This is a genomic window from Streptomyces iakyrus, from assembly GCF_000717055.1.
GTDB classification, from domain to species: Bacteria; Actinomycetota; Actinomycetes; order Streptomycetales; family Streptomycetaceae; genus Streptomyces; species Streptomyces iakyrus.
Window position 1 is genome coordinate 226894 of record NZ_JNXI01000010.1, and the last position, 16260, is coordinate 243153.

The following is a 16260-nucleotide window of genomic DNA, read 5'->3' on the forward strand; positions in this document are numbered from 1 at the left end:
ACCCTGTCGTGAATCGAGGCGCGGGGCGGTCGGTACGCTGCAGAGGCGCACGGGGAATCCAGCCCCCAGCCCGATGTCCACTCTTCCGTCCGTGCTCGGACGGGGCTCACGAAGGCCCGAACCTGATGCGACCGCACCGCCCGCGAGGACTCGCCTCCCCGGCGTCCGGCGTGCTGCGCGGGCTCCGGGCGGGTGTGCTGGCGGTGCTGTGTGTGCTGCTGCCGCTGGCCGGGCATGTGCTGGCGCAGTGCCACGCGCCTCGGTGGATCATCGTGGCCGGGATGGCCGCGGTGGCTGTGCCTGGCGCGGCGGTACTGACACGGCGGCGGTTGACGGACACCCAGTTGCTGGCCGTGCTCGCTACCGCGCAGCTGGCCTACCACGCCGCGTACTCCCTGCCCGGGGCGTGTGCGGCGGTGGCGGAACAGGATGGCTCCGTCGGTGCCTTGTCCCGGCTCGTCGAGCATGACGCGGCCAGCGGACCGTCGCCCGGAGTGGTGCTGGCCGGTCACTTTGTCATGCTGCTGCTCGCCGCCCGTCTGCTGGGCGTCACCGAGCGGCTGTTGTGGCAGAGCAGGAGCCTGCTGACGGTCGTACGACGGCTGCTGCTGTTCCTGTGGCCTCTGCTGAGCGGCCGTCACGGAACCGGCCCGCAGACCGTGGTACCCGAGAGCGCAGCGCCGCTGATGTCGGCGCTGCTGGTGCGGCTCCACGAAGGCAGGGCGCCGCCGCGTCACGGGCACGGTCCCATCGCCCTTTCCCTTCTCCGGCCGATGCCGATCGGCGGTCTCTGCCTGCCCTGACGGGCACGGGGTGAGATTGACCGCCTGGCGGGCTGGGGCACCTTTCATCCCGGCGGCTGCCTCGCCGGGGGACACAGAGAGTCCCGCACCATGAACGTCATCCATCGGCGTGCCGCCGTACGGACGGCACGCAGCCTCGTCGTACCCACCGCGGTCTTGGCTGTCCTGGCCGTCTCCGCACCTCGGGCCGCAGCCCACACCGAACTCGACACCGGCAGCCCGGGCGCGAACACCACACTCGCCGGTCTCCCTCCGCAGGCCACGCTGACCTTCAGCGACACGATGACCCAGAAGTACGCCAAGGTCGCCGTCACCGGACCGGACGGCGAGTCGGCCGCCACCGGCGTCCCACAGGTCGAGGGCAAGACCGTCACCCTGCCGCTCGATACCGCGTCGTCGGCCGGCCGATATACCGTGGGGTACCGGGTGGTCTCCGCCGATGGCCACCCGGTCTCAGGCTCTTACACGTTCACTGTCAAGGAGACCAACAGCGCTGGCCCGTCGCCGAGTACGGCGGAGTCGGCCGACGCCCCGTCGCCGCGTGCTGCCCGTCAGGCCGAGGCCGACGAGGCCGGTGGCGAGTCATCCGGCACCCGCGTCACCGCCATCGTCGGCGGCGTGCTGGCCCTGATCGTGGCGGCAGTCGGCGCGTACGTGGCACGGCGGAGGCGAGCCGGTCATGGCCGCTGAGACCGCCACCAAGACCGGGCGGTTGCCTCGGCTGCCCCTCGTGCTGATCACGGCGGCCGGTGTCGCTGTCGCCGTGACCGTGGCCGGTGTGTGGGCCGGTGGTGGCGCGGCGGTGCGGATCCCCGGCATCGAGGATGCGGGCGCCGTGACCGCGTGGGGTCTGCCGGTGGCCCGCACGGTGGCGGACGCGGCCGCCGTGGCCACCGTCGGCGCGCTGCTGCTGGTCGTCGCCCTGCTGCCGGGCGGCAAGAAGCTCGGCACCGCCCAACTGCGCTACCTGAACTGGGCCGCCGCGGCTGCCGCGCTGTGGGCCGCGGCATCGGCCGCGGCGCTGGTGTTCACGCTGTCGGACCTGTTCGCCCAGCCGGTCGCGGAGATCGTCTCCCCTGCGGTGTTGGCGGACTTCGTCACCACGGATGCCCAGGGACGCTCGTACGCGCTGATGGCGGGCGCCGCGGGCCTGATCGCGACGCTCTGCGTGGGCATCGGCACGGCCCGCTGGGCCCGCCTGGCACTTGTCGTCGCACTCGCCGGGCTGCTGCCGCCCACCTTCACCGGGCACTCCTCGGCGGCGGGCAACCACGACGCCGCCGTCACCAGCCTCGCCCTGCACCTGCTCGGCGTCGCGGTCTGGGTCGGTGGACTGGTCTTCGTCCTGATCGTGGCCGCGCGACGGGAGGAGCAGGCGGCGGACGCCGTGCGACGCTTCAGCCCGCTCGCCGCCGGGGCGCTGCTCGCGGTCGCGGCCAGCGGCCTCGTGAACGCCGCGGTCCGACTCCCGTCCCTGGCAGATGTGTTCACCAGCCGGTACGGGCTGATGATCCTCGCTAAGACGGTGGCACTCGCCGCTCTGGGCGGCATCGGATGGTGGCATCGCCGTCGCACGCTGCCCGCCCTCCAGGACGGCCGGTGGCGGGGATTCGTGCGGCTCGCCGCCGGTGAACTGCTGCTCATGGCGGCGGCCATCGGTCTCGCCGTCGGCCTGTCGCGCACCCCCGCCCCCGGCGCCGGCGACGCCTCGCTCTCGCCCACCGAGGAACTGCTGGGCTTCGCCATGCCGCCGGCACTCGGCGACTTCCCGTGGACGCCGCTGTTCACCCAGTGGCACTTCGACCCGCTGTTCGCCTTCGGTACGGCCGCTGCCGCGCTGCTGTACCTGGCAGGCGTGCGGAAGCTGCGCGCCCGAGGCGACAAGTGGCCGATCGGGCGGACGATTTCGTGGCTGCTCGGCCTGGCGGTGACCGTGCTGGCCACGATGAGCGGGCTCGCGGTGTACGGCAAGGTGCTCTTCAGCGTGCACATGGGCCAGCACATGATCCTCGCGATGACGGTGCCGATCCTGCTGGTGCTGGGCGCCCCCGCCACCCTCGCGCTGCGGGCCCTGCCCGCCGCGCCCAAGGGCTCACCGGACGGGCCGCGCGAGATGCTGATGAAGCTGCTGCACAGCCGCTACGTGAAGGTCATCTCCAACCCGGTGGTGGCCAGCCTGCTGTTCATCGGCAGCGCCTTCGTCGTCTACTACAGCTCGCTCTTCGAGACCCTGATGCGCAGCCATCTGGGCCACATGTTCATGCTGGTGCACTTCCTGGCCGTGGGGCTGTTGTTCTTCTGGGTCGTCATCGGCATCGACCCGGGCCCGCGCCGACCACCCCACCTGGGCCGCCTCTTCGTCCTCATCCTGACGATGCCGTTCCACTCCTGGTTCAGCATCTCGCTGATGAGCTCCACCGCGCTGATCGGCGAGGGCTGGTGGTCGCTGCTGGACCGCCCCTGGGTCGAGTATGCGATGGACGACCAGTACAACGCCGGCGCGATCGCCTGGGCCACCGGTGACATCCCCGTCCTGATCACCACGATCATCCTGGCCATTCAGTGGGTCCGCTCCGACCAGCGCGAGGCCCGCCGCGTCGACCGGCAGATCGACCGCGGCGACGGCAACGACCCGCTCGCCGCCTACAACGCCTACCTGGCGAGCCTGCACGCCCGTGACCGGCGTCCCACCAACTCCCGTACTACCGAGGAATCATGAGCAAGCTGAAGAAGCAATTGATCGTCGCCGCCGTACTCGTGGCCGGGTTTGCCGCCGCCTTCGGTTCCTACCTGTTGTTGTCCCCCGACAGCCGGGGAAGCGGCGGCCTGGATGTGCAGCCGGCAGTCGAGGCACTGCCCGTGCGCGAGTCCAGCCACCGTCTGACCGAGCCGAAGAACAGCGAGCTCACGATCGTCGAGTTCCTCGACTTCGAGTGCGAGGCGTGCGGGGCGTACTTCCCGGTCGTGGAGCAGCTGCGCGAGGAGTACGGCGGCCGGGTCACGTTCGTCGCCCGCTACTTCCCGATGCCCGGCCACCGCAACGCCGAGCCGGCTGCACGTGCCGCCGAAGCCGCCGCTCGCCAGGGCAAGTTCGAGGAGATGTACAGCAAGCTCTTCACCACCCAGAAGGAGTGGGGCGAGTCGCAGGAGTGGAAGGAGTCCGTCTTCCGCGGCTACGCCAAGGAACTCGGCCTGGACATGAAGAAGTTCGACGCCGACTTCACGGATCCGGAGACGGCCGGACGCATCCAGGACGACCAGCGCGACGGCCTCGGCCTGGGCGTCCAGGGCACCCCGACCTTCTTCCTCGACGGAGAAAGGATCACCAACCCCAGCTCCTACAAGGCGTTCAAGGCACTCATCGACGACAAGCTGGCCGACTGACGTGAGCGGGGAGGCCACACCATGCAGTACCTGATCGACCAGGCACGCGTCTTCCGCGCCCGCGCGGCCGCCCAGGCCCTGCACCTGGGCGGCCTCGCCCGATACCACCGCCCGCGGGCGATGTTCATCGCCTGCTCCGACGCCCGCCTCGTACCCGCCCTGCTCACCGTCGCCCAGCCCGGAGACCTGTTCGAACTGCGCACGTACGGAGGGGTGATACCGCCCTACGACGCGACGACACCGACCGGCGAATCCAGAACGATCGAGTACGCGGTCAACGACCTGGGCGTCTCGGACATCATCGTCTGCGGCCACTCCCACTGCGACGTCGTCACGTCTGAGATGCACGACAACCTCGCCGTGTCCGGCATCACCGAGTCCGGCGACGATGCGGCCCCGCTGACCGGAGACCTCACGGCCGCCGGGCACTGGCACGTGCTGGCGCAGGTCGATGCGCTCAGCAACTACCCGTGCGTCGTGCCCCGGCTGGCCGACCGGTCGTTGCGCCTGCACGCCTGGTTCCACGAGATCGAAACCGGCGCGACCCTGGCCCACCACCCCCGCGCCAGCACCTTCCTGCCCCTGTGAACAACCCCACCGCATCCGCCGTATACGACAAGGTGAACGCCCGTGACCCCCACCAGCCGACTCCTCTACGACGAACGTCTGACCCCTCCCCGAACCTGGTGGGCCATCGCCGTTCTCTTCGGCCTTTCCCTGGCCTTGGTCTTCTTTCCCTACGGGCCCATCGCCGCTCTCATCGCCCTGACCATCGGCACCTGTCTGGCCGGGATGTACGTCAGCTCGCAGGGCTCGGCGCGGATCCGGGTCACCAACGACACGCTGTTTGTGGCGGATGCCCGCATCCCGCTGACCGCGCTGGGGCAGCCGGAGGTCCTCGAGGGCGAGGAGGCGCGGGCGTGGCGGACGTACAAGGCCGATCTGCGGGCCTTCATGGTCATGCGCAGCTTCATCACCACCGCGGTACGCGTCGAGGTCATCGACCCCGACGACCCCACCCCCTACCTCTACCTCGCCACCCGGACACCGGACCGGCTCGCCGAGGCGCTCGGCACGCGAGCCTGACCGTGCGGCGACGTACGGCTGTTTCCGGGACGGACGCCAACCGGTAGGGAATGATGGGCGACCGTGCCGCGTGATCACGTGACCGGGCACCAGGTACGTGCCCCAGCAGGCCGGGCCAGCCGCGCGGGAACCTGCGCGCGGGCCGGCCTGTTCGCCGTGCTCGGCACCGTGCTCGCGGCCTTCGGCCACCACGCGGTCGCCGAAGGCGCGGTGCCCTGGAGACTGGTGGGCGCGGTGATGGTCGCCCAGTTCACGGCGGTCTGGCCGCTGGCACGCCGCCGCTACATGCCGGCCGCGACCGTCGCGTGCACGCTGGTGATGCAGGGCGCGTTGCATCTCGCGTTGTCGTACGCGGACGGCGACATGCCGACGGGCATGGCGGGGCATGCGATGCACGCCGGACACGGCACCGGTGCGGCCGGGGACGGTCACGCCTGGCACCATGCCGGGACGGCGATGACGACCGTCCACGTGGTGGCCGCGCTGGTCGTGGCCTGGCTGCTGCACCGGGCGGACGCACGGATCACGGCCGCACTGGGCACGCTGGCCACGCTCGCCAGGGCAGCCGTCGAGGCCCTGGCTCAGGTATTGCCGCGACCGGTCTCTGGCACCGGCCGGATGGTGTTGGAGCTGCCCGGCCGACGGCTGGGCGCCTCGTTCGAGGTGGCGCCACCGGCATGGGATGACGTACTGGAGCATGCGGTGGTGCGCAGGGGACCACCGCGGCGGGAGCACCTCCCTTCCGTCACCGGTCCTGGTAACCCACGGGACCGGCTCTTCCCGTATCAGCAAGGAGTTCCCCTGTGTCCATGTCCCTGCACCCAGTGGCCCGTGCCGGCCGCCGTGTTGCGCTTGCCAGTGCCGCCGCGCTGACAGCCACGCTCGCCCTAGCCGCACCGGCCGCCGCGCACGCCGAGGTCGAGGCCGACAAGGCCCAGGCTCTCGCCGAGAACGTCACCCTCAGCTTCGTCTCCGAGGCCGAGTCCGCCTCGGCGGGCTTCACCGAACTGCGCGTCGTGCTGCCCGAGGGCATCGCGCCCGTTGACGTGACGCTCGAAGAGGCCCCCAAAGGCTGGAAACTGAAGGCCACCGACGACGGGTACACCGTCGGCGGGCCGTCCATGAAGGCCGGCGTCGACGCCGAGCACAAGATCAAGCTCCGGCAGCTCCCGGACGCCAAGGAGATCGCGTTCAAGACCGTCGAGGTCTACAGCGACGGCAAGATCTCCCGTTGGATCGAACTGCCCAGCGGCGGCGCGGAGCCCGAACAGCCCGCGCCCGTACTGGAGTTGAAGGCCGCGGCCCCGGGTGCCAAGCCGATCAGTCCCAGTCCGAGCCCCACACCTACGGAAAGCGCGACCCCCAGCCCGACTCGGTCGGCCACCGAGTCGCCTGCCGAGGCCGCCGGTTCCGGAACTGACACCAAGGCCGCCGAGGAGGACGAGGACAGCTCTGCGGGCCTGGTCATCGGTGGGGTGGTAGTGGCGCTGCTGGTCGTGGGCGGCGGCGCGTGGTGGCTGGTGAAGCGGCGCGGCGCCTCGTCACAGAGCTGACCGTCGGGTGACGTGTCTGTGGGGGCGGAGCCGACTCCGCCCCCACAGACGGGACGCGGGACCGGCATGGGCGGTCGGGGCACGGACGCCGTGGCGATGTTGGCGGCTCGCCGCCGCAGCACAGGTCAGCGATCTTGTGCCCGCGGTCCTGTGCTCGCCGCGTCGGTGGATACGGCGAGCTTCTTGATCTCGCCGATCGGGCAGCAGGAGATGACGGGGTCCGGCACCGGATCCTGTCCCTGCGAGTGGTCGACGATCAGCACCAGCGCGGCGAGGTCGGCGAGCGCCTGGGCGAGTTTGAGGTCGGCCAGCTGGTGCTGATCCGCCGACCCGCCGGGGTGGCGACCACCAGGCCACAACCCCGCAGGCAGGACAGGGGTTCGACACGTTGCCCCGCGTCGTCCCCACGCATCGGCGTCCAGCGGCCTGCTGGTGCGGTCAAGTGCGGAAGCGCCGAGCGACGTCCCGCAGCGCCACCGCGAACCTGTCCGTGTGCTCGGGGAGGGTGAACAGCGCGGGAGTGACCCGCACGCAGTCGCCCTTGACCGGACCTCCGCGACGGATGGTGAAGATCCGGTATCGGTCGAACAGGTACTGCACGATCGCGGTGTTGTCGGCCTCCGAGGTCCGACCGGCCACCCGGAACGAGGTGATCGCGCCGTACATCGAGGGATCGTCGGGGGTCAGCAGCTCCAGGTTGCCGATGTCCCGCGCCCGCTCCACCCATCGGTCGCCAGGTACCGCAGCCGTGCCTGCTTCACGGGGTTTCCGCCAAGATGCCGGTGGAAGTCCAGCGCCGTCGGCACCGACAGAACGGGTGCCACGTCGCAGGTCCCGGCATGGACCCGCGAGCGGATGTCGTCCGCCGGGTAGGTCTCGTCGGCGAAGGCAGGGTTGATGTCCGTGAGCCGGTCGCCTCGAATGTAGAGGAAGCCCACGCCGAGTGGCGCACCCATCCACTTGTGCAGGGAGAATCCGGCGAAGTCGGCCTCCAGGTCGGGAATGGTGAAGTCCAGCTGGCCCCACGAATGCGCCGCATCGACGATCACGTCCACACCGTGGGAGCGGGCGAGCTCGGTGATCTCGTGGACGGGCAGGACCAGACCGGTGCGGTTGTTCATGTGGCTGAGCAGCAGCAGTTGGACTCTTGGGTGGTCGCGCAGGGCCTTGGCGTAGGTGTCGAGGACCGCCTGCCGGGACGCCGGCTCGGGGATCGCGATCCGCACCACGTCGACGCCCCGACGGTCCCGCAGCCAGTTCATGGCGTACTGCATGCTGTAGTAATCGAGGTCGGCGTACATCACGGCATCCCCCCGGCGCAGGCGACGGTAGCCGGCGATGAGCAGCTGCAACGCCTCAGTGCCTCCGCGGGTCAGTGCGATCTCCTCCTTGGAGACGCCCGCGACGGCGGCGATCCGGGCCCGGACATGGTCGGCCTGCGTCTTGTAAGTGGTACGCAGCAGACGCGAGTTGAGCGCGTTGAGGTGGTCCACGTTCTGGGCATGCGCCCGACGTACGGGTTCCGGCATGATCCCGTAGTAGCCGTTCTCCAGGTTGACGAACTCTTCGCTCACCCGGTACCGACGGGCGACCGACTGCCAGAACTGTTCATCCCGAGCGGCCGCCGCAGGCCCCACAGTCGGACTGCTCAGGCTCTCTGAGGCCGGTGGAGGCCCGCCCCCTGGCGCTGCGACTGGCGCGGCGGCTGTGCCGAGCCCAGCGATCAGGTGACGTCGGGAAAGGGCCACAGAACCTCCATGGGCACCGATACGGTGCACGCCGACAGCTTCGACGCAAACCGACACTGGACAGTCATCGCGGAAAGTAGCAGAGGAATTACTGCGCTGGGCGTGCTCGTCTTCGGCGTCGCCATCGGCGGCATCGCGGCGCTGGCGTTCTGCTTTGCGCTGGGCCGCATCGGCCGGTTCGGTGCGCGGGCGACGGCGGCGCTGACCGCGCTCGCGGGCTTCGTCCTGGTCTATCTGACCCCGATTCTCAAGTACCCGGCGAACCCGCCCGCCGTCGGCAACCCCGACACCCTCGACAAGCGCACCATCCTGTTCGTCGGGATGATCGCGCTGAGTGTGCTGCTCGGAGTCGCCGCGGTGCTGCTGAGCCGCAGGCTGGCCCCGGCGTGGGGAAACTGGAACGCCTCCATTGCCGCTGCCGGAGCCTTCGTCGCGGCCGTGGCGGTGGCGATGGTCTTCCTGCCCTCCGGGGAGAACACCCCCCAGGGCTTCCCGGCCACTGACCTGTGGGAGTTCCGCCTGGCTTCCATCGGCGTCCAGGCCGTGCTGTGGGCTGCGTTCGGGCTGCTGTTCGGCTACCTGGCCGAACGCGTCCCGGAACCGCAGTCTGCGCGCGGCCGGGTCTCCACATTGGCGGCCTGAACCATCGGGCACATGCGGTGGGATCTGCCGGGGGCGCGCCCGGCGGGTCCCACCGTTTCTGTGGACTCGGAGGGGAGCGGCCGTGTGGTCGGGCGATCAGATCGGTGACGGCTTGATGGTTACGTCCTGGCTGACTGTGACCTGGTCAATGTCGGTGATGCGTACGGTGACGCGCAGGGTCCAGGTACCGGGCAGCGGAAGCCGCAAGCGGTCAGTGGACCAATAACCCCCTCGGTCGGCGAGTTTCGCATCCAGCGGGCCGATCCGCTGGGCCTGCTGAGTGAGCGTGAGACGGAGTTCGGGGACGGCGGCTACGAATCCGCCGGAGTCGTACACCAGGGCCTCCACCGTGTTGTCGCCCACGCGCCCGGGTGCGAAGGTGATCTGCACCCTGCCGTTGCCCTTCGGTGTGCCGACGTCGAAGGGGATCACCGCCACCTGCGCGGTGGGTTCCTGGGCTTCGGCCAGTGCGGCGGCGCTCTGCGCGGCCGCGCGGCTGGGCTGGGTGCCGGTGAGCATCGTGGTGATCGCCAGGACGACGACGCCGAGCACGGCCTCGACGGCGACCGACCGGCGCAGGCCGCGCCGGTGGCGGTCGAAGTCTGACGGGCCAGGGTCGTCGGCCGGATCGCGCGGAGCGGGCGGCCCGGCAGTACTGTCCGAGCCCTCGGTGATGTCGCCGCTTGAGGAGGCTCCGACGCCGACGGTCTGCGCGACGCGTACCCGCTGGGGCTCGGCCGCGGGAACGCTTTCCTTCTGCGGCTGCTCCTGGATCAGCTGCGCGGTCCACTGGCGGGAGAAGGCCGCCACGGTCAGCACCACGACCACGGCGATCGACTTCAAGACGAGGAGCCTGCCGTACTCGGTGGTGGACAGGGCTTCGAGAGAGCCGATCTGCCGCCAGGACTGGTAGAGGCCGGTGGTGACCAGGACGGCGACCGCGGCGAAAGCCAGCCGGGAGAAGCGCGCGATGGCCGTCGGCGGGATCATCGTGTCGGCGGGGGCCCGGAACAGGGCGACCACCAGCGCGATCAGACCGCCCAGCCAGACCGCCATGGCGAGCAGGTGCAGCACGGAGACGGGGATCGCCAGCGGGACCTGGAGACCGGCGGAGGCGTGCTCGGCGGCTGCCCAGGTGAGGGCAAGTCCCACGGCGAAAAGCGCGCCCACGGCCCGTACGCCGACGCCGAACTGCGGTTGCATGGCAGGCTGATCGGTTGTGGGTGCGGTGGCCGGATCGCGCGGCGTCTTGTCGGCTTCGCGGCGCAGCCGACTCGCGAACCGCGCCAGGAGGATGCCCGCCGCGAGGAGCAGCAACAGCCGTGCACCCAGGGCCCACCCGCTTCTGCCTGTGAGTGTCCGGCCCAGGAGCGACAGGTCGAACACCGCGCTGAGACCCTTGCCGGTCTCGTACGGGCCCCGCAGCAGCAACAGGACGACGGTGGAGGCGAACAGCGCCGCCCAGCCGGTCAGCACCAGCCGACGCAGCGGGCGAAGGCTCGCGCCGGCCGGCCAGCAGACGAGGGCGAACAGGGCGACGCCGATGAGCAGGGCGAGCCCGCCGTAGGCGACGTAGCGGAAGACGCCGTACGGACGGGAGGTGGCGGTGTCGGCCCGGGACTCGGCCGGCACCGGGGCGGTTGTGGTGGAGGGCTGGCCGATGGAGAAGGTGAACGCGCCGGAGATCGGGTGGCCGTCCGAGGAGACGACCCGCCAGGACACCGTGTAGGTGCCCTCGGGCAACTTGCCGGCCAGCGTCACGCGGGCGGTGTTCGTCTTCCCGGCCGCGTGCGCGACGGTCCCTCGGTCGACCCGCAGGTTCTTGGGGGACAGGACACGCAGGGAGCCGTCGGCGAGGCTGACGGATTCGTTGAAGGTGAGCGTGACCTGCTTGGGGGCGGTCTTGAGGACGGAGACGTCCGCCGGGTCGGACCTGGTGATGACGGCGTGGGCGGAGGCGGTTCCGGCGCCGCCGAGGAGGAGGGCGAGCACGGCGCCGACCATGAACAGGGCGGTCAGCGGTGTCCTGGTCCGGCGCGGTGCCGTGGGCATGAAGCAGCCTCCAGGTGGGTGGTTCGTACGCGATGGTGGGGGATCGGGGCTGCTGCCGCTACGACGCGTTCGGAGCCGGGGTCGGGCCTATGCCCCGCAGTTGCTGAATGGTCCCGCCGAGCTTGGCCTGGAATGTTCCCAGCATCTTCGGCTCTTTCGCGCTGACGATCCAGCGCGTGCCGACCAGGTACTTGCCCCCGTAGATTGCGGCGGAGTCCAGCCAGGTCTGCTTGTACTTCTCCTCGGGGAAGGTGGTGATGAGGTAGTCGACCTTCGGGGTGTGGCAGAGGCCCTGGCGCAGTTCGTCCGCGTCGATGCGGATCTTGGGTTTGCAGCCGGTCAGGTTGGCGATCACCTCCACCTTCGCCGGGGCCACAAACTGGGCCGCTGGTGAGACAGGTACCTTCGTCGGCTTGCTGCTCGCCGACGCGTCGTCTTTGCCGCCGCCGCTGCAGGCCGTGGCCAGAGGAAGGACGGCCAGGCTTGCGGCGAGTGCGACGCCGCGTATCAGGCGGGCAGTGGGCAGGTCTCGGCCGGTGTGTCCTCGCTGCGGCTGCTGTGGCACGTGCCTCTCCGTATCCGGTACTGGCTGTTCCTGCCCGCGCCGGCGGCCAGGTGTACGACAAGGGGTACGGGTGAACGCCCGTGGCCGTTCACCCCGTATGTGACCGAAGGCCCGTGGGGCGGCGGAACACCGCCCCACGGACCGGTGGCTCATGCCGAGGCGCGGGTGCGCTCGGGCTGAACGGTGTGTGCGTTGTGCTGGTCCGCCCAGTGCTGCAGGGCGCTCATGCAGGCGTGGTCGAGGTGGCGCAGCCCGGCGAGGTTCAGCTCGATGGGCCGGTCGGCCGGCAGCTGCTCCAGGGTGTCCAGGATGCGTGGCAGGCGTAGGAACGTGGCGTGGCCGCGAATGCTCACCCGCACGGCGCCCGCACCCGTGTCGTCGACGTCGATGTGGACGTGCGACGTCTCCCAGGCGGTCTTCACCACCGCGAGCAGCAGTCCGATCAGGACTCCCTCGAACATGTTGGTGACGAGGATGGCCCCTGCCGTGATCACCAAGACGACGGCCTCGCCCCTGTGGTCGCGCCACAGCGGCCCCAGTTCCTTGACAGGCAGCAGCTTGAAGCCGGCGTGGATGAGCACTCCGGCCAGCGCGGCGGTCGGGATCAGGCCGAGGGCGCCGGGCAGCAGCACGGCGAACACCAGCAGCCACACGCCGTGCAGTACGCGGGAGACCTTGGTGCGGGCGCCCGCCTGGACGTTGGCGGCGCTGCGCACGATCACCGCGGTCATCGGCAGAGCTCCGAGCAGCCCGCAGACGGCGTTGCCCACGCCCTGGGCCATCAGCTCCTTGTCGTAGTCGGTCTTCGGGCCGTCGTGCAGCCGGTCCACCGCGGCGGCGCTGAACAGCGACTCGGCGGAGGCGATCAGGGTGAACGCGATGATGGTGGTCAGCAGTCCGACCTCCGCCAGTTGGGCGAAGTCGCTTCCGCCGGGAGGCTGGATCGCCTTCGCCAGGCCGCTGACCTCGACGCGGGCGATGGGAAGGTCGAAGACGGCGGTGGCGAGGGTCGCGGCGCCGACCGCGACGAGCGGGCCGGGCAGCAGCTGGGCCTTGCCGGGCAGCTTCTTCCACAGCGTCATGGTGGCGATGGTTGCGGCGCCGATGGCGACGGCGATCAGGGCCGGGTCCGAGAGCAGGACGTCGATGGCGAGGCCGGGCAGTCCGGCGATGTTCGCGGTGCCGCTGCCGGGCGCCTTGTGGTCGGCGAGCGCGTAGATCTGTCCGGCGATCAGGACGAGGCCGATGCCGGCCAGCATGCCGTGCACCACGGACAGCGAGATCGCACGGAAGAGGCGGCCCAACCGCAGTGCACCAAGGGCGAGTTGAAGCAGCCCGGAGGCCAGGACGATCACGCCGAGGGCGGGAAGGCCGTGGTCCTGGACGGCTGTGAAGACGAGCACGGTCAGACCGGCGGCGGGCCCGCTGACCTGGAGGCTGCTGCCGGGCAGCAGCCCGGTGACCAGGCCGCCGACGATGCCGGTGATCAGACCGAGTTCGGCCGGAACGCCGGAGGCGACCGCGACGCCCACGCACAGCGGAACGGCGACGAGGAAGACGACCAGGGACGAGGTGAAGTCGGTACGCAGAGCGGACCGGAGGGAGGAAAGAGGTGAGGTCATGGCGTTCTCTCTGTGGGGGAAGGAACGTCGCGTGAGGAGCGACCGGAGCGGACGGGTGTGTGCGGGGCCGAGTTCCGGTCGGGTCACAGGGGCTTGAAGCCGCGGGTGCCGGGCACGGCGAAGAGGACTTCACCGGTCTCGACCGTGTAGTACCAGCCGTGCAGCCGCAGCCGCCCCGACGACAGGCGCCGGGCGATGAACGGATAGCTGCGCAGGTGGTCGAGCTGGGTGAGCACGTGCTGCTGGGTCACCTGCGTCGGGTCCTCGCCCAGCCCCTGGGTCTGCCACGGCTCGTCGGCCTTGGCGCGGTGCCCGGCCCGGGACAGCCAACGTCGTACGAGCGGCATGGTCTGGACGTTCTGCTCGCGCATCAGCCCTTGTACGGCCCCGCAGTGCGAGTGGCCGCACACGACGATGTCGGGCACCCCCAGGGCCTGTACGGCGAATTCAAGGGAGCCGGCGACACCGCACGCGACCTGCCCCCGGTAGGCCGGGACGATGTTGCCCGCGGTGCGCAGCTCGAACAGGTCACCGGGGCGGGCGCCGGTGAACATGGCGGGGATGACGCGGGAGTCGGAGCAGGAAATGAACATAGCCTGAGGTCGCTGGCCCCGGGCCAGCCGCCTGAACTCTTCCTGCTGGTCGGCGATCTTCTGTGGGAACTCGCGGGCGTTCTCGATGAGGGTGTGCATGAATATCGGCCTCGTGACTCTTCGTGGGGCTCTCAGGACGAAAGGGCGCGAAGAGTGCGTGCAGCGCCCGTCCGGGTAGGCGTCAACGAGCCGTGGCGAGTCGTCGGTTGGACGCTCGGCCGGCAGCGTTGGTGGTGCGTACCGGACGTGGGAAGGGTGCGCGCAGCACGCTGCCGATCAGCAGCGGAAGGTCTGCAGGGTGCTAGGGGTAGGCGCGAGTCCGCCGCCCGGGTTCCAGACGTCTCGCGCGGTACGGGGATGCGCCGGGCCGGACACCGCGCCGAGGGATGTGATCGTCTGGTCCGCGGTCGCGTCGGCGGCGAGCGACGGGGTCTCGACGGGGTGCCCCGTCCGCGGCGGCAGAGCGAGAGCCTCGGCCTCCGCCTGGTGATGCTGCGCGCCGGCGCCGACATGCGACATGGCGGACGCGGAGCCTTGCGGCTTCCGGGACTCCGATTCGATTGCGGGTGCCACGGCGGACAACACGATCGAAGTGGCCGAGGAGTAGTGGGGCGTACCGAAGTGCAGCAGGACGGCAGCAGCCAGCAGCACGACCGCTGCCGCCATGCGCCGCATCACCACTGGACCCCCGATGTATCGCTCGTACCGAAGCCAAAACGTTACCGGCCTGCATCCCTTGGACATGCTGAACTCCCGGGTAGAAAAGGTGACATGAGCAACACCGGCACGCTCGTTGCAGCAGCAATCACCCGGTTCGATGGAGCTTGCCGGATGTAGGGAGCCGGTGAGGGCCGAGCGGCAGGGCGCCGCTATCCGCAGACGGCGGTGAGGCGGCGCAGAACCGCGGCGGCCCGCCTGCGCAGGCGCCGCCGGGTAGGCACAGGCGAGGCCGCTACGGCCGATGGCTTCGGCATGACGATCTCGTTGCGGGCTGCGGCTTCCTGTGTCGGCGGGTGCGTCGACTGGGTGTACGTTCGGGCGAGCTCGGCGCGTACGAGCGCGCCGACGGCGGCGTAGACGTCCATGGGCATGACGGAACTCCTGCGGTGCTGAGGTCGAAGAGGGAGACCCGCAGGCCGCGCCCACGTCCCGGCGGCCGGAGCGGCGGGACTCGAGTGGGCGGGCGGCCGGGGCCTCTCAGCAGCGCAGGACGAGCGAGCCGGACGGGGTGCCGGGGGCGACGGAGGACGCGACACCGGAGACGGCGCCGAAGGCCGACCGGGCAGCCCCGGTGCCGGGAGCGGCGTCGGTCGCAGCAAGGTCGTTGGACAGATCCGCGACCTGACGCGGCCCGTACGCCGACGCGTCGCAGGACTGTGCGGCGTCGCCGTCGTGATGGCCGTCCGCGCCTACCGCGGTGAGTGCGGCGACGGGTGCCGCGTCGCAGGGCTGTGCCGCCGTGGCGGCGAGGTGTCGCTGCAGGCAGCCGTCGAGGTCGAGGGCGGACACATGCACCGTACCGGGACTGAAGCTCGCATGGAGCAGAGCCAGGAGAGCGAGGAGCACGGCAGCGCCCAGGCCGCGGCGTGCCGCGGGTCTGGCGTTGCTGGAGGGCTGCCGCATCCGGATCTCCTCGTTCTCGTGCTGCCAGAGAACCCCGGCTGGCCGCCCATGGCACGGCGAAGAGGGCCTTCAGAGGCCCGGATTCACCCGATTCGGTGATCGGTGGCACATTGTCGTGCCGGTCTCGCCGACCTCTCCAGAACCGGCGCGGCGCGGCACTCCAGCGTTCCAGGGGCGTGGCGACGCCTTCAGTCGGCCGCCGATTGGCAGCCCTTCACATGAACTTTAGGTACACGATCTCTTACTGTCGGTATCCATGACGGTCGGGTCGGTACTCCGCGGTGGCCGCTCCGTGTCACGGACCGGGGCGGCGCTCGTGGTGTTGCTGGCGGCGCTGGTGCACCTCCTGGCCTGTGCCCACGGACCGGCGCCGACCGGGGCGGCACGAGCCGATGCCATCCTCACTGCTTCCGTGACCCGCGTTCCACCGTCCGAGCCGACCGGTGGAGGACCTGATCGCTCCCTGAGCCGCAGCCACGAACGGCACCCGCACCGCGTCGAGGAACTCCTCGCCCTCCACCCGGACGCCTGGTGCCCCGACCAGTACAACAACCCCGACAACGTGGCCGCCTACGCCCCGCTCGCCCAC

The 16260-nt window shown here is 70.5% G+C and carries 19 protein-coding genes; 9 read left to right on the forward strand and 10 right to left on the reverse strand.

Features of this window, described 5'->3' with window-relative positions; genetic code table 11:
- Positions 1–125: 125 nt before the first annotated feature.
- The 8 genes from OO68_RS17710 to OO68_RS17745 all read left to right on the forward strand — a co-directional run bounded on the left by OO68_RS17710 (position 126) and on the right by OO68_RS17745 (position 6826).
- On the forward strand, positions 126–803 hold the full coding sequence (locus OO68_RS17710; RefSeq protein WP_033309304.1) for a hypothetical protein: 678 nt from the start codon (positions 126–128) through the stop codon (positions 801–803).
- Between the two features lie 90 nt (positions 804–893).
- Positions 894–1493: a copper resistance CopC family protein gene (locus OO68_RS43120; RefSeq protein WP_051814695.1), complete on the forward strand. Its 600-nt coding sequence runs from the start codon at positions 894–896 to the stop codon at positions 1491–1493.
- On the forward strand, positions 1483–3522 hold the full coding sequence (locus OO68_RS17720; protein ID WP_033309305.1) for a bifunctional copper resistance protein CopD/cytochrome c oxidase assembly protein: 2040 nt from the start codon (positions 1483–1485) through the stop codon (positions 3520–3522). The genes OO68_RS43120 and OO68_RS17720 overlap by 11 nt, the downstream gene beginning before the upstream one ends.
- Positions 3519–4187 (forward strand): DsbA family protein, encoded by a 669-nt coding sequence (locus OO68_RS17725; protein WP_033309306.1) that lies wholly within the window; start codon positions 3519–3521, stop codon positions 4185–4187. Before OO68_RS17720 ends, OO68_RS17725 begins: the two co-directional genes overlap by 4 nt.
- Before the next feature lie 21 nt (positions 4188–4208).
- Positions 4209–4775, forward strand: a complete 567-nt coding sequence (locus tag OO68_RS17730; protein ID WP_033309307.1) for a carbonic anhydrase — start codon at positions 4209–4211, stop codon at positions 4773–4775.
- 42 nt (positions 4776–4817) lie between these two features.
- Positions 4818–5273 carry a DUF3093 domain-containing protein gene (locus tag OO68_RS17735; RefSeq protein WP_033309308.1) on the forward strand — a complete coding sequence of 152 codons (456 nt, stop codon included), beginning with the start codon at positions 4818–4820 and terminating at the stop codon, positions 5271–5273.
- 78 nt (positions 5274–5351) lie between these two features.
- A complete protein-coding gene (locus OO68_RS17740) occupies positions 5352–6146 on the forward strand; it encodes a hypothetical protein (RefSeq protein WP_157852733.1) in 795 nt (264 codons plus the stop codon).
- A complete protein-coding gene (locus tag OO68_RS17745; protein ID WP_033309309.1) occupies positions 6083–6826 on the forward strand; it encodes a DUF1775 domain-containing protein in 744 nt (247 codons plus the stop codon). Before OO68_RS17740 ends, OO68_RS17745 begins: the two co-directional genes overlap by 64 nt.
- A gap of 125 nt (positions 6827–6951) precedes the next feature.
- Here the strand turns inward: OO68_RS17745 and OO68_RS17750 are convergent, their stop codons facing one another.
- From OO68_RS17750 to OO68_RS42325, 3 genes are all read right to left on the reverse strand, one after another.
- A complete protein-coding gene (locus OO68_RS17750; protein WP_033309310.1) occupies positions 6952–7185 on the reverse strand; it encodes a hypothetical protein in 234 nt (77 codons plus the stop codon).
- 79 nt (positions 7186–7264) lie between these two features.
- Complete coding sequence (locus tag OO68_RS47160) at positions 7265–7549, reverse strand: aminotransferase class V-fold PLP-dependent enzyme (protein ID WP_209442591.1); 285 nt, start codon at positions 7547–7549, stop codon at positions 7265–7267.
- Positions 7510–8400: an aminotransferase class V-fold PLP-dependent enzyme gene (locus OO68_RS42325; protein ID WP_209442592.1), complete on the reverse strand. Its 891-nt coding sequence runs from the start codon at positions 8398–8400 to the stop codon at positions 7510–7512. The genes OO68_RS47160 and OO68_RS42325 overlap by 40 nt, the downstream gene beginning before the upstream one ends.
- 183 nt (positions 8401–8583) lie before the next feature.
- On the opposite strand from OO68_RS42325, the gene OO68_RS17760 reads away from it, so the two are divergent.
- Positions 8584–9216: a CbtA family protein gene (locus OO68_RS17760; RefSeq protein WP_078625355.1), complete on the forward strand. Its 633-nt coding sequence runs from the start codon at positions 8584–8586 to the stop codon at positions 9214–9216.
- A gap of 96 nt (positions 9217–9312) precedes the next feature.
- On the opposite strand, the gene OO68_RS17765 is transcribed toward OO68_RS17760, so the two are convergent.
- From OO68_RS17765 to OO68_RS17795, 7 genes are all read right to left on the reverse strand, one after another.
- Positions 9313–11268: a copper resistance CopC/CopD family protein gene (locus OO68_RS17765; RefSeq protein WP_245237027.1), complete on the reverse strand. Its 1956-nt coding sequence runs from the start codon at positions 11266–11268 to the stop codon at positions 9313–9315.
- A 58-nt stretch (positions 11269–11326) separates the two neighbouring features.
- The gene (locus tag OO68_RS17770) at positions 11327–11833 is read right to left on the reverse strand and encodes a hypothetical protein (protein ID WP_051814697.1); all 507 of its coding nucleotides are present in this window, start codon (positions 11831–11833) and stop codon (positions 11327–11329) included.
- A 149-nt stretch (positions 11834–11982) separates the two neighbouring features.
- Positions 11983–13455: a SulP family inorganic anion transporter gene (locus tag OO68_RS17775; protein WP_078625356.1), complete on the reverse strand. Its 1473-nt coding sequence runs from the start codon at positions 13453–13455 to the stop codon at positions 11983–11985.
- Positions 13456–13538: 83 nt separating this feature from the next.
- Positions 13539–14147, reverse strand: a complete 609-nt coding sequence (locus tag OO68_RS17780) for a carbonic anhydrase (RefSeq protein ID WP_033309312.1) — start codon at positions 14145–14147, stop codon at positions 13539–13541.
- A 177-nt stretch (positions 14148–14324) separates the two neighbouring features.
- Positions 14325–14714 carry a hypothetical protein gene (locus OO68_RS17785; RefSeq protein WP_157852734.1) on the reverse strand — a complete coding sequence of 130 codons (390 nt, stop codon included), beginning with the start codon at positions 14712–14714 and terminating at the stop codon, positions 14325–14327.
- A 203-nt stretch (positions 14715–14917) separates the two neighbouring features.
- A complete protein-coding gene (locus tag OO68_RS17790; RefSeq protein ID WP_033309314.1) occupies positions 14918–15139 on the reverse strand; it encodes a hypothetical protein in 222 nt (73 codons plus the stop codon).
- A 106-nt stretch (positions 15140–15245) separates the two neighbouring features.
- Complete coding sequence (locus tag OO68_RS17795; protein WP_033309315.1) at positions 15246–15671, reverse strand: hypothetical protein; 426 nt, start codon at positions 15669–15671, stop codon at positions 15246–15248.
- Positions 15672–16260: the final 589 nt, after the last annotated feature.